This window comes from Kitasatospora sp. GAS204B (assembly GCF_029892155.1).
Taxonomy (GTDB): Bacteria; Actinomycetota; Actinomycetes; order Streptomycetales; family Streptomycetaceae; genus Kitasatospora.
Genome location: NZ_JARZAG010000022.1, coordinates 50,049 through 62,003, shown reverse-complemented (window position 1 = coordinate 62,003; position 11,955 = coordinate 50,049). Strand labels below are relative to the sequence as shown.

Genomic DNA, 11,955 nt, shown 5'->3' with positions numbered 1-11,955 from the left:
GGTTTCGGACCTGGACGGACGCGGCGGCCCGCTCGCCGTGCCGCTCGTCCAGCACAGGCTTGAGACGTACGAAGGCATCGCCGCTACCGCGGCGGGAGCGGGCCCCGGTGTGTCGGCTGCCGGGCAGCCGTCCCGGCGATCGCCTCGAAGACCTCCGGCAGCGCCGCCAGGCTGTGCCCGCTCACGAAGGCGTCGCAGTGCGGCAGCGCTGCCGCGATCCCGCCGGCGAGCGGGGCGTAACCAGGGGCGGCCTTGCGGGGGTTGACCCAGATGATCCGGTGTGCGAGCCGGCTGAGCCGGGCCGTCTGCCGGCCCACCGCCGCCGGGTCCTCGCCCTCCCAGCCGTCGGAGAAGATCACCACGACCGCGCCGCGGGCCATGCCGCGGCGTCCGAAGCGGTCGGTGAACTCGCCGAGCGCGCGGCCGATCAGGGTGCCGCCGGACCAGTCGGGGGCGGCCCGGCCGGCCCGGCGCAGCGCGGTGTCCGGGGCGGTGTGCCGCAGCACGGGCGTCAGGCGGGTGAGCCGGGTGGCGAAGACGAAGATCTCGGCGGACACCGGGGTTCCGGGGCGGGAGCAGAGCCGGGAGAAGATCCGCAGGTAGGCGCGGGTGTACGGCTCCATGGAGCCCGAGATGTCGCACAGCAGCACCAGCCGACGATGGCGCAGGCGCCCGCGCGAGCGGGCCAGCCGGACGGTCTCGCCGCCGGTGCGCCGGCTGCTCCGCAGACTTCGGCGCAGGTCGATGTGGCGGCCGCCCCGATCGGCCTGCCGGCGCCGGCTGCGGCGCCTCGGCAGGCTGATCACCAGTTTGGCCAACACCCGGTCCAGTTCTGCCAGTTCACCAGGTCCGAAGGTGCCGAAGTCCTGCTGGGCGAGGACCTCCGCGGTGCTGCCGACCAGCCGCTGCTCGCCGGTGCCGGTCGGCTGCTCGGACGGTTCGTCGGCCGGATCGGGGTGCGGCGGGCCGCTCGGCAGCGGCCGGGCCGACCGCTGGGTGGCTGGCGGCCCTGCGGCCGGTGCCGGTCCGCCCGGCGCGGGTTCGAAGCCGGGCAGCGGCGGGTTGTCGGGGGAGCCCCGGGAGTCGGCCGGATCGCGCTGCCCGCCGAAGAGCACGGTGAAGACCTGGTTGAACGGGTCGATCTGCTCGTGCGCGGTGACGAAGGCCAGTCGGGCCGCCCAGTAGAGCGCCGCCCGGTCCACGGGGGGCAGCAGGCGCAGGGCGTCCAGGAAGCGGGCCGCGCGCTCGGGCGTGGTCGGCACGCCCGCGCGGTGCAGGGCCGCGCCGAACCGGGCGGCGAACGCGGGCCAGTCGACGGAGGGCGGGACGCCCGAGTGTTCAGTCATCGGAGGTGCCGGCCAGCCAGGCCAGGCCGCGCTCGCGGACCAGCTCGTGGTCCTCGCGGTACTTGACCAGGACCCCGAGGGTCTGGTCCGCCGCCTCGGCGTCGAGTTGCTCCACACCGAGCAGGGTGAGCGCGCTGACCCAGTCGATGCTCTCCGCGATGCCGGGGGGCTTCTGGATCTCCAGGGTGCGCAGCCGCCGCACGGCGCCGGCGACCTCGGCCGCGAGCGAGGCGGTGGTGCTGGGGACGCGGCGCCGGACGATCTCGACGACCCGGTCCGTGTCGGGGTAGTCGATCCAGTGGTAGAGGCAGCGCCGCTTCAGCGCGTCGTGCAGGTCGCGGGTCCGGTTGGAGGTGAGGACGACGACCGGAGCGACGGTGGCCCGCACCGTGCCGAGCTCCGGGATGGTGACGCTGGCCTCGGCCAGCACCTCCAGCAGGAAGGCCTCGAAGTCGTCGTCGGCCCGGTCGATCTCGTCGATCAGCAGCACGGCGGGGGTCGGACCCGGGTGCGTCAACGCGGCGAGCACGGGGCGGCGCAGCAGGAAGGCGTCGGAGAAGAGGTCGGCCTCCGAGAGCGTGATGCCGCGGCTCTCGGCGAGCCGGATGCTGAGCAACTGGCGCGGATAGTTCCACTCGTACAGCGCCTCGGCCGCGTCCAGCCCGTCGTAGCACTGGAGTCGGATCAGCGGGCTGTCGAGCACACCGGCCAGCGCCCGGGCGGCCTCGGTCTTGCCGACGCCCGGTTCGCCCTCCAGCAGCAGGGGTTGGGGCAGCCGCAGCGCGAGGTAGAGCGCGGTGGTCAGACCCGTGTCGGTGAGGTAGCCGAGGGAGTCCAGGGCGGCGCGCAGCGTCCGCGGGTCCGGTGCGGCGCGGAGCACGGCCGCCCGAGCCGCCTGCGCCTGCGGGTCCGTCCCGGTTGCAGCCCCGGCGCCGGCCTCGGTCATGGCTGCTCCGCAGGCTGAGAGCCTTCGGCGGTCCGGGCTTCGAAGCGGTCGCGGCAGCCGGTCGAGCAGAACCAGTGGCGGTGCCCCCGGACGTCCGAGACAGGCAGGGGTTGGCCACCAGCAGCGTGCCCTCGGTGCCCTCCGTGTCGTCCGGCGGCGCGGCCTCGGGCTGCGCCGGGGCGTCGGGGGAGATCCGCAACAGCAGCGACTCCCCGCTGCTCAGCAGCCGCAGCGCCTGGAGGCGGACGGTGGCCTCGGCGCAGACGCCGCCGACGAACCCTTCGATCCGGCCGTCCTCCAGCACCAGCGCGATGTCCCCCGGGTGCGCGCTGGTCGGGTGCAGCGCCCGGACCACGGTGGCCTTGACGAACGGGACCTGACGATCCGTCAGTTCGGCCATCCGCTGCTCCAGGACCGTGTCGGTACTCACTGCGGCGCCTCCACGCCTCCGTGCATCGCCAGCCAGACCCGCCCGGGAGTGAGCGGCATGTCGGCGTGCCGCACGCCGATCGCGTCCAGCACCGCGTTGACGATGGCGGGGGGTGAGCCGACGGTGGCCGACTCGCCGACCCCCTTGGCCCCGATCGGGTGGTGCGGAGAGGGCGTGACGGTGTGGTCCAGCTCCCAGGCGGGCACCTCCAGCGCGGTGGGCACCAGGTAGTCCATGAAGGACCCGGACAGGCAGTTGCCGTCCTCGTCGAAGCTGATGATCTCGGTCAGCGCCATGCCGACGCCGTCGGCGAGCCCGCCGTGCACCTGGCCTTCGATGATCATCGGGTTGATCCGGGTGCCGCAGTCGTCGACCGCGACGAAGCGGCGCACCGTCACCGCGCCGGTGCCCGGGTCGACGTCCACCACGCACAGGTAAGCGCCGTACGGGAAGGTGAGGTTGGGCGGGTTGTAGACCGTGGTGGCCTCCAGGTGGCCCTCCACGCCGTCGGGCAGCTCCAGCGAACCGTGCGCCGCGAGGGCGATCTCCTGGATCGTCCGGCTCGCGGTGGGGTCGCCCTTGACGAACCAGCGGCCCTTCTCCCACTCGAGGTCCTCGGTGGACACCTCCAGCATGGCACCGGCGATGATCCGCGCCTTGTCCCGGACCTTGCGGGCCACCATCGCCGCCGCCGCGCCGGAGACCGGGGTCGAGCGGCTGCCGTAGGTGCCGAGCCCGAACGGCGTCTGGTCGGTGTCGCCGTGCACCACGTCGATGTCCTCCGGCGGGATGCCCAACTCCTCGGCGACGATCTGGGCGAAGGTGGTCTCGTGGCCCTGGCCCTGGGTCTGCACGCTGAGCCGCACCACCGCCTTTCCGGTCGGGTGGACCCGCAGTTCGCAGCCGTCGGCCATGCCCAGGCCCAGGATGTCCATGTCCTTGCGCGGGCCGGCGCCCACCGTCTCGGTGAAGAACGACAGGCCGATGCCCATGAGTTCGCCGCGCGCGCGCCGTTCGGCCTGCTCGCGGCGGAGCGCGTCGTAGCCGGCCAGCTCCAGCGTCTTGCGCAGGGTGGCCGGGTAGTCGCCGGAGTCGTACTCCCAGCCGGTCTTGCTGGGATACGGGAACTGCTCGGGGCGCAGCAGGTTCTTCATCCGCAACTCGGCCGGGTCCGTGTGCAGTTCGTCCGCCAGGCAGTCGACCAGCCGCTCGATCAGGTACACCGCCTCGGTGACCCGGAACGAGCAGGCGTAGGCGACCCCGCCGGGTGCCTTGTTGGTGTAGACGCCGGTGACCGCGCAGTGCGCGGCCTCGATGTCGTAGGAGCCGGTGAAGACGTGGAAGAAGCCGGCCGGGTACTTGGTGGGCTGGGCGGTCGCGTTGAACGCGCCGTGGTCGGCGAGCACCTTGACCCGGACGGCGCGGATCCGGCCCTCGCGGGTCGCGGCGATCTCGCCGTGCATGTGGTAGTCGCGGGCGAAGGAGGTGCTCATCAGGTTCTCGGAGCGGTCCTCGACCCACTTCACCGGCTTGTGGGTGAGGATCGAGCCCACGATCGCGCAGACGTAGCCGGGGTAGATGCCGACCTTGTTGCCGAAGCCGCCGCCGATGTCCGGGGAGATCACCCGGATCTTGTGTTCCGGCAGGCCCGCGACCATCGCGTAGAGGGTGCGGTGGGCGTGCGGCGCCTGGGTGGTGGCCCACAGGGTGAGCTTGCCGTCGACCGGGTCCATGTCGGCCACGCAGCCGCAGGTCTCCAGCGGGGCGGGGTGCACCCGCGGGTAGAGCATGTCCTGGGCGACCACCACGTCGGCGTCCGCGAACACCGCGTCGGTGGAGGCCTTGTCGCCCGCCTCCCAGTCGAAGACGTGGTTGTCGGTGCGGCCCTCCTGGTCATCCCGGATCACCGGGGCGTCCGCGTCCAGCGCGTGCCGCGCGTTGATCACCGGGGGCAGCGGCTCGTACTCGACGTCGATCAGCTCGATCGCGTCGCGGGCCGCGTAGTGGTCGTCGGCCACCACGAACGCCACCTCCTGGCCCTGGAAGCGCACCTTGTCGGTGGCCAGCACGGCCTGGGTGTCCATGGACAGCGTCGGCATCCAGGCCAGGCCCAGGCCGGCCAGCGCCTCGCCGGTGATCACCGCGCGGACCTTGGGGTGCGCCTCGGCCGCCGAGGTGTCGATCGACACGATCCGGGCGTGCGCCAGCGGGCTGCGCAGCACGGCGCCGTGCAGCATGCCGGGCAGCTGGACGTCGTCCACGTAGTGGCCCTTGCCGCGGACGAAGCGCGGGTCCTCCTTGCGCTTGAGCCGCCCGTAGCCGATCGGACGCTCCTCGACGACCGGCTCTTCCACAGCGGTCATGGCGTGCTCCCGGCGCTCGGGGCGGTGGCAGCGGCGGCCGCCGCCGGGTGGTGCGCGGCCCACTGGACCGCGCGGACGATGTTCAGGTAGCCGGTGCACCGGCAGAGCTGGCCGGAGATCGCCTCCCGGATCTGCTGCTCGGAGGGATCGGGATCGCGGTCCAGCAGCGCACGGGCGGTGAGCATCATGCCCGGCGTGCAGAAGCCGCACTGCAGCCCGTGCTGCTCGATGAACCCCTGCTGGACCGGGTCGAGCCCGTCGGCGGTCTCCAGTCCCTCCACGGTGCGCACCTGGTGCCCGGCCGCCATGACGGCCAGCATCGTGCAGCTCTTCACCGGCTCGCCGTCGAGCAGCACCACGCAGGTGCCGCAGTTGCTGGTGTCGCAGCCCCAGTGGGTGCCGGTGAGGCCGAGGTCGTCGCGCAGGAAGCGGACCAGCAGGTGCCGGGGCTCCACGTCGGCGGTGTGGTCCTCGCCGTTGACATTGATGGTGACCTGCATCGTCAGCCGTCCTTCCGGCTCGGTCAGGCCGCGGCGGCGGGCCGCAGGGCCCGCTCGACGGCCAGGCGCAGGGCGCGTTCGGTGAGTTCGCCGGCCAGGTGGCGCTTGTACGCGGCGGTGCCGCGGGTGTCGGTCACCGGCTCGCAGTCCTCGGCGGCCAACCGACCGGCCTCGGCGAAGACCTCCTCGGACGGCTCCCGGCCGACCAGCGCCTGCTCGGCCCGCCGGTACCCGGCGGCCGAGACGCCGACCGCCGCCAGCCCGATCCCGGCCGAGGCGATCCGCCCGTCCGCCAGCGACAGGGCGGCGCCACAGGCCGCGATCGCCCAGTCCCCGGTCTTCCGTTCGACCTTCTGATAGGCGCTGCCGGAGTCCGGCAGGATCGGCACCCGGATCTCGCCCAGCATCTCGCCGGCGCCCACATCCGTCTCGTACGGTCCCCGGTAGAAGTCCGCCATCGGCACCGAACGCCGTCCACCGGCACCGAGCACCACGGCCACCGCACGCACGGCCGTGCAGACGGCGGAGAGGTCCTCGGCCGGGTCGGCCTGGCAGAGCGAGCCGCCGATGGTGCCCCGGTTGCGCACCGGCGGGTCGGCGATCACCCGCTCGGCGTCGTGGAAGATCGGGAAGAGCCGGCCGACCAGCTCGGACTCCAGCAGGCCACGGTGGCGGGTGAGCGCCCCGATGCACAACTCGGCGCCCTCCTGCCGCAGATAGTCCAGCTCGTGCAGGTCGTTGATGTCGACCAGGAACTCCGGACGGGCCAGCCGCAGCTTCATCATCGGCAGCAGGCTGTGCCCGCCCGCGATGACCCGGGCGTCCTCCCCGAACCGCTCCAGCAGCGCGAGGGCGTCCGGCACGCTCTGGGCCCGCCGGTATTCGAATGACGCGGGAACCTGCACGGTGGCCTCCTGACGATCACGGGCCGCGCGCGGCCGCACTGCCGCACGCCTGCACGGTGACCCCGGCAACCGCCCAGGTCAAAGCCGACTTAGGGGAATGGTTAAGAGCCCGCCACGGCTGACATCCTCAGGGCGGAAATCCGCTGCGGACGGTGCGAGGCGGCGGACGACGTGGAGCAGCGGACGACGGGAGGCTCGGACGACGGGGGCTGTAGACGAGGGGGCGGACGACGGGAGGCGGCGATGACGCTCACCCAGCTCAGGGCGTTCCTGGCGGTGGCCCGGCTCGGCTCGGTCAAGGCGGCGGCGATCTCGCTGCGGGTCAGCGAGCCCGCCGTGTCGGGCGCGATCGCGGCGCTGCGCCGGGAGTTCGGCGACCGGCTCTTCGTCCGGGCGGGGGGCGGCATCGCGCTGACCCCGGGCGGGCGGCGGCTGGCGGCGGGCGCGGCGGAGATCGTGGGGCTGGCCGAGGAGACCCGCCGGCAGGTCCGGGCGGCCGGCACGGAGGGCGGCTACCTGCGGCTGGCCACCACTGAGCAACTCGCCGAGCAGATCGCCCCGCCGCTGCTGGAGGCCTTCGTGCGCCGGCACCCGGACGTCGAGACCACCACGCTGACGGTGCCGTCCAGCGCGCTGGCCGAACTGCTGCTGGACCGGCGAGCCGACGTGGTGGTCGGCCTCGCGGGCGCCGACCAGAGCGGGAGCGCCGGCCCGCCCGGCCCGGACACCTTCGAGCACATCCCGTTCCTGCGCTTCCAGCTCGTCGTGGTCGCGGCGAGGAACTGCGCCGGCTCCGGTCTCGACCGGCTGGCCGGCGGTCGGCTGCACCTGCCGGTCGGCCGCCTGCCGAAGGCGCACTGGCTGCTCGGCCCGGGCGGGCTCGATCCGGGCACGCCCGGCGGCGCTTTCCTCACCCGGCACGGCGTCGGCGAGGCCGACGCGTCCGTCTTCCCCAGCACCAGCGCGGCACTGGGCGCGGCGGTGGCCGGGGGAGGGCTGTCCGTCGCCCTGCTGCACCTGGTCCGCGACGAACTGCGCCACGGATCGCTCACCGTGGTCGCCGTCCCCGGTACACCGATCAACGGCGTGCTGCGGGCCAGCGCGCTGCCCGGTGAGCGGCGCTCGCCGACCGCCTCCGCGCTGTGCCGCTTCGTGACCACCCCGATTGCCGTGCAGAGCCTGCTGGCCCGGGACACCGGGGTGCCGGTCGGGCACTACCGGCCCACGGTGCGGGTGAGCCTGTGGAGCTGACCGGCGCGTGGCCGCGCGGGAATGGCGGGGCTGCGGCGAACCGTTGCACGAGGGGGGTCGCTCCGGGCAAGGAGGCTCGTCCGCATGGAGTTCAGCAACGAGTTCCGGGTGAGCCTGCCGATGGAACCGGCCTGGGAGCTCTTCACCGACGTCGAGCGGCTGGCCCCCTGTATGCCGGGGGCCCAGCTCACCGAGGTCGACGGCGACGTGTTCCACGGGACGGTCAAGATCAGGGTGGGCGCGGTCACCGTCCAGTACCGGGGCACCGCCTCGTTCGAGGAGCGGGACGAGGCGACCCGCACCGTCCGGCTCAAGGCCACCGGACGTGACACCCACGGCCAGGGCAACGCCGACGCGCACATCACCGCGCGGCTCGTGCCGGACGGCGACGGCACCCGGGTGACGGTGGAGACCAACCTCAGCGTCACGGGGAAGGTGGCCCAGTTCGGCAAAGGCGTCATGACGGAGATCAGCGGCAAGCTGCTGGCCCGGTTCGTGGACTGCCTGGAGGCACGCCTGGCCACCGAGCGTGAGCCTGAGCCCGCAGCCGCAGCCGTAGCACCCGAAGCCGCTGCAGCGCCCGAAGCAGCACCCGAAGCCCCCGCACCACTTGTAGCGCCGGCGCCGTTGCCGACCGCCGCCCCGGCCGAGAACGAGCCGCTCGACCTGCTCGCGCTGGCCCGTGGGCCGGTGGCCAGGCGCCTGGCTCCGGTCGCCCTCGCCGCACTGGCCCTGCTCGGCCTCGCGCTCGGGTTGCGCCGGGCCCGCTGCTGCCACCGACCCCGGCCGTGAGGGGGACCAGGTGCGCGACATCCTCGACGAGGTGTACCCGTGGTACCTGGCGGGTGAGACCTTCGCGCTCGGCACCGTGGTCCGCACCTTCCGCAGCGCGCCGCGCCGGCCCGGTGCCGCCATGGCGGTGTCCGCCGCCGGCACCGTGGTCGGCAGCGTGTCGGGCGGCTGCGTCGAGGGCGCGGTGTACGAGGAGGCGAGCGCCGCGCGCGTCTCGGGACGCCCGGTGTTGCGGACCTACGGGGTGAGTGACGACGACGCCTTCGAGGTGGGGCTGACCTGCGGCGGCACCATCCAGGTCTTCGTCGAGCCGGTGTCCCGTCGCACCTTCCCCGAACTGCCCGACCTGATGCGCTCATTGACGGATCGTCAGGCTGTCGCGGTGGCCACCGTGGTGACCGGTCCGGACGCCGGGCCGGGCGCGATCGGCAGCAGGCTGGTGGTCTGGCCCGACCGCGACGCGGGCACGTTGGGCTCGACCGCACTCGACCGCGCGGTGACCATCGATGTCCGGGGCCTGCTCGACCACGGCACGACCGCGCTGCGCGAGTACGACCTGGCGGGCCGCTGCGTGGACGGCGACGCGTCGGCCGATTCCGACCGACTGGCCGTCTTCGTCTGCTCGTTCGTCCCGCCGCCCCGCCTGCTGGTGTTCGGCGCCATCGACTTCGCCGCCGCCTTCGCCGAACTCGGCGCATTCCTGGGCTACCGGGTCACGGTGTGCGACGCGCGCTCGGTCTTCGCCACCGCCGCCCGGTTCCCGCACGCGCACGAGGTGGTGGTGCGCTGGCCGCACGAGTACCTGGCCGAGGCGGCCGAAGCTGGGCGGATCGACGACCGGACGGTGGTCGCCGTGCTGACCCATGACCCCAAGTTCGACGTCCCGCTGCTGAGCTGCGCCCTGCGCCTGCCCCAGCTCGCCTATGTCGGCGCGCTGGGCTCGCGTCGCACGCACCGCGACCGGCTCGCCCGGCTACGCGAAGTCGGGCTGAACGACGTCGAGTTGGCGCGACTGTCCGCCCCGGCCGGGCTCGATCTCGGCGCCCGCACCCCGCAGGAGACGGCCGTCTCCATCGCCGCCGAGATCATCGCCGTCCGCTGGGGCGGCACCGGCCGGCCGCTCGCCCGCACCGAGGGGCCCATCCACACCGCCCTGGCGCTGGGCGAGCAGTCGCCGGCCCGGCTCGCGGCAGACTGACGCTTCCATCCTGTCCATCGTGTGACGACCGCAGCGCGGTCCGCATGCTGGTCGGGGTGGTGGATGCGGCCCCGCGTGGTGTTAGAGTCCGCCCCATGCTGCACACCACCGCACTCGCCATGATGCGAATGATGCCCCGAACTTCGGAGGCGCTTCGCTAGCGAAGCCGTGTGCGCGCAGGACGCGACGGACCCTCCGGAAACGGAGGGTCCGTTTTTTGTTGTCCCGATACCTTGTCTCGATACCGCAGGAGAACCCCCGCCATGACCCAGCCACCGGTCATCTCCCTCACCGACTGTGCCGACCCGAACGCGCTGGCCCGGCAGTCCGCCAGGATCGCCGCCCTGTTCGGTGCCACGCCGAGCGTCCTCCCGCTGGCCGGGCCGGACCCGGAAGGCGTGGCCGCGCTCACGCTGCTCGACCTGCTGCGCGCCACCGACCTGGTCGGCGGACCGACGCACCCGGCCGTCGTGCTGGTCAACATCGCGCCGCGGGACGGCCACTGGCCCAACGGAGCGCCGTTCTGCTACTTCCGCCACCGGGAGCACCTGGTGATCAGCACCCTGAACCCCAGGGTGCTGGCGCCCCTGTCGACCTTCCTGGGGCTGACGGAGGTTCATGTCACCGACGTGCGCGAGGTGTTGGAGGCCGCCGCCGCCCAGTGGGCCGAGCTGGCGCCGGCCGAGGTCGAGGAGATCGCGCGGACCCAGTTCCGCAGCCTCTGGTACGTGCCGCTGCTGGCCCGCTGGCTGGTGGACGGCCGCCCGGTCCCCGCGCGGCCGCACGCGCTGGTGACACCCGGTCAGGAGGCGGGGGAGGCCGGTGCGGTGCGGGTCGCCGTGGTGGACAACTTCGGGAACTGCAAGCTCGACCGGCCCGCCGCCGCCATCCCCGGCTACCAGGAGGTGGCCGGTCTGCCGGTCCGCAGTGGCCGCGACGGCGGCAGTGTCCGGGTGCGCTGTTACGACCGGTTGCCCGATGTCCCGTACGGCGAACCGGGGATCACCACGGGGAGTTCGGGCCTCGGATTCGCCGAACTGGTCGTACGCGGTGGCTCGGCGGCCGAAATGTTCGGCCTGCGCGAAGGTGATCGGGTCTTTCATCTCACCAGCTGACATGTTGTCCGGGCGTTACCGAACGGTAATCACCTCAATTGACAGCGCGTCGCGCCGCCCGGAATGCTGAAGCGCATGTCCGGAACCCTCCCGCTGGTACGCCGCCGCCATGTCGACCACGTGCGTTGCGCCGCTGATCTGTGTTGCTGATCCGCGTTGCCGAGTGCACCGTCCCAGCCCCTCTCTCCGCACCGTCCGTTCTGGACATCTCTGCAAGGAATCTCCCATGTCCCGTGCCCGTAAGGCCGTTGCCGTCTCGCTGGGGGCCGCCGTCGTGCTGACGGCCGCCGCCTGCGCACCCCAGCCGCAGGCCACGGCCTCGTCCGCCGCCTCCGGTGCCGCCGCCTGCTCGCCGAGCAGTCCGAACCTGTTCAAGCAGGGCCAACTGACCGTCGCCACCGATTCCCCGGCCTACGCGCCGTGGTTCGACAGCAACGCCCCGGCCGACGGCAAGGGCTTCGAGAGCGCGGTGGCCTATGCGGTGGCCGCCAAGCTCGGCTTCACCCAGAGTCAGGTCAAGTGGGCGGTCGAACCGTTCGACAATTCCTATGCCCCCGGGGCGAAGGATTTCGACTTCGACATCAACGAGATCTCGAGCACTCCGGAGCGAGCCAAGGCGGTGGACTTCTCCACCAGTTACTACACGGCCAGTCAGGCCGTGCTGGTTCTGGACAAGTCCAAGTACGCGGGGGCCGGTTCGCTGGCCGCGCTCAAGGACGCCAGGATCGGCGTCCAGGTGGCCACCACCAGCTACCAGGCGGTACTCGACCAGATCAAGCCCACCCAGCAGCCGAGCGTCTTCAACACCACCAACGACGAGGTCAACGCGCTGAAGAACGGTCAGATCGACGTGGTGGTGACCGACCTGCCGACCGTCTTCTACCTGGCGGGCTCGGAGCTGGACAACGGAAAGATCGTCGGCCAGTTCGGCTACGACGGCGGCACGCCGGAGCAGTTCGGCCTGCTGCTGCACAAGGGCAGCGGGTTGACCTCCTGCGTGAACCAGGCGCTCGCCGGGCTCAAGGCCGACGGCACGCTCGACCGGATCACCTCCCAGTGGCTGTCGGCCTCGGCCAACGCCCCCGAGCTCAAGTAAGCGCGGGTCGAAC

10 protein-coding genes and 1 pseudogene are annotated in these 11,955 nt (G+C 72.8%); 5 read left to right on the top strand and 6 right to left on the bottom strand.

The features are described from left to right. Window positions 1–83: 83 nt before the first annotated feature. The 6 genes and pseudogenes from P3T41_RS26550 to P3T41_RS26525 all read right to left on the bottom strand — a co-directional run bounded on the left by P3T41_RS26550 (window position 84) and on the right by P3T41_RS26525 (window position 6,490). Window positions 84–1,346, bottom strand: a complete 1,263-nt coding sequence (locus tag P3T41_RS26550; RefSeq protein ID WP_280693035.1) for a VWA domain-containing protein — start codon at window positions 1,344–1,346, stop codon at window positions 84–86. Further along, window positions 1,339–2,292 (bottom strand): MoxR family ATPase, encoded by a 954-nt coding sequence (locus P3T41_RS26545; RefSeq protein ID WP_280693033.1) that lies wholly within the window; start codon window positions 2,290–2,292, stop codon window positions 1,339–1,341. Before P3T41_RS26545 ends, P3T41_RS26550 begins: the two co-directional genes overlap by 8 nt. Window positions 2,293–2,542: 250 nt before the next feature. Further along, window positions 2,543–2,692, bottom strand: a pseudogene (locus tag P3T41_RS26540) (XdhC family protein); the annotation flags it as partial. Window positions 2,693–2,718: 26 nt separating this feature from the next. After that, window positions 2,719–5,085, bottom strand: coding sequence for an aerobic carbon-monoxide dehydrogenase large subunit (locus P3T41_RS26535; protein WP_280693031.1), 2,367 nt, complete (start codon window positions 5,083–5,085; stop codon window positions 2,719–2,721). Continuing rightward, window positions 5,082–5,585 carry a 2Fe-2S iron-sulfur cluster-binding protein gene (locus P3T41_RS26530; RefSeq protein ID WP_280693029.1) on the bottom strand — a complete coding sequence of 168 codons (504 nt, stop codon included), beginning with the start codon at window positions 5,583–5,585 and terminating at the stop codon, window positions 5,082–5,084. Before P3T41_RS26530 ends, P3T41_RS26535 begins: the two co-directional genes overlap by 4 nt. A 23-nt stretch (window positions 5,586–5,608) precedes the next feature. After that, window positions 5,609–6,490 (bottom strand): xanthine dehydrogenase family protein subunit M, encoded by an 882-nt coding sequence (locus P3T41_RS26525; RefSeq protein ID WP_280693027.1) that lies wholly within the window; start codon window positions 6,488–6,490, stop codon window positions 5,609–5,611. Between the two features lie 243 nt (window positions 6,491–6,733). Here P3T41_RS26525 and P3T41_RS26520 point away from each other — a divergent pair, with 243 nt between their 5' ends. From P3T41_RS26520 to P3T41_RS26500, 5 genes are all read left to right on the top strand, one after another. Continuing rightward, on the top strand, window positions 6,734–7,741 hold the full coding sequence (locus P3T41_RS26520; protein ID WP_280693025.1) for a LysR family transcriptional regulator: 1,008 nt from the start codon (window positions 6,734–6,736) through the stop codon (window positions 7,739–7,741). 84 nt (window positions 7,742–7,825) lie between these two features. Continuing rightward, on the top strand, window positions 7,826–8,533 hold the full coding sequence (locus P3T41_RS26515) for an SRPBCC family protein (RefSeq protein ID WP_280693023.1): 708 nt from the start codon (window positions 7,826–7,828) through the stop codon (window positions 8,531–8,533). A gap of 10 nt (window positions 8,534–8,543) precedes the next feature. Then, window positions 8,544–9,731, top strand: a complete 1,188-nt coding sequence (locus tag P3T41_RS26510; RefSeq protein ID WP_280693022.1) for an XdhC family protein — start codon at window positions 8,544–8,546, stop codon at window positions 9,729–9,731. Between the two features lie 263 nt (window positions 9,732–9,994). After that, window positions 9,995–10,846 carry an SAM hydroxide adenosyltransferase gene (locus P3T41_RS26505; RefSeq protein WP_280693020.1) on the top strand — a complete coding sequence of 284 codons (852 nt, stop codon included), beginning with the start codon at window positions 9,995–9,997 and terminating at the stop codon, window positions 10,844–10,846. Window positions 10,847–11,072: 226 nt separating this feature from the next. Further along, the gene (locus P3T41_RS26500) at window positions 11,073–11,942 is read left to right on the top strand and encodes an ABC transporter substrate-binding protein (protein ID WP_280693018.1); all 870 of its coding nucleotides are present in this window, start codon (window positions 11,073–11,075) and stop codon (window positions 11,940–11,942) included. Window positions 11,943–11,955: the final 13 nt, after the last annotated feature.

Coding starts and splice junctions, on each gene's coding strand:
- P3T41_RS26550 (WP_280693035.1), bottom strand. CDS start 1,346: ATGACTGAACACTCGGGCGTCCCGCCCTCCGTCGACTGGCCCGCGTTC.
- P3T41_RS26545 (WP_280693033.1), bottom strand. CDS start 2,292: ATGACCGAGGCCGGCGCCGGGGCTGCAACCGGGACGGACCCGCAGGCG.
- P3T41_RS26535 (WP_280693031.1), bottom strand. CDS start 5,085: ATGACCGCTGTGGAAGAGCCGGTCGTCGAGGAGCGTCCGATCGGCTAC.
- P3T41_RS26530 (WP_280693029.1), bottom strand. CDS start 5,585: ATGCAGGTCACCATCAATGTCAACGGCGAGGACCACACCGCCGACGTG.
- P3T41_RS26520 (WP_280693025.1), top strand. CDS start 6,734: ATGACGCTCACCCAGCTCAGGGCGTTCCTGGCGGTGGCCCGGCTCGGC.
- P3T41_RS26515 (WP_280693023.1), top strand. CDS start 7,826: ATGGAGTTCAGCAACGAGTTCCGGGTGAGCCTGCCGATGGAACCGGCC.
- P3T41_RS26505 (WP_280693020.1), top strand. CDS start 9,995: ATGACCCAGCCACCGGTCATCTCCCTCACCGACTGTGCCGACCCGAAC.
- P3T41_RS26500 (WP_280693018.1), top strand. CDS start 11,073: ATGTCCCGTGCCCGTAAGGCCGTTGCCGTCTCGCTGGGGGCCGCCGTC.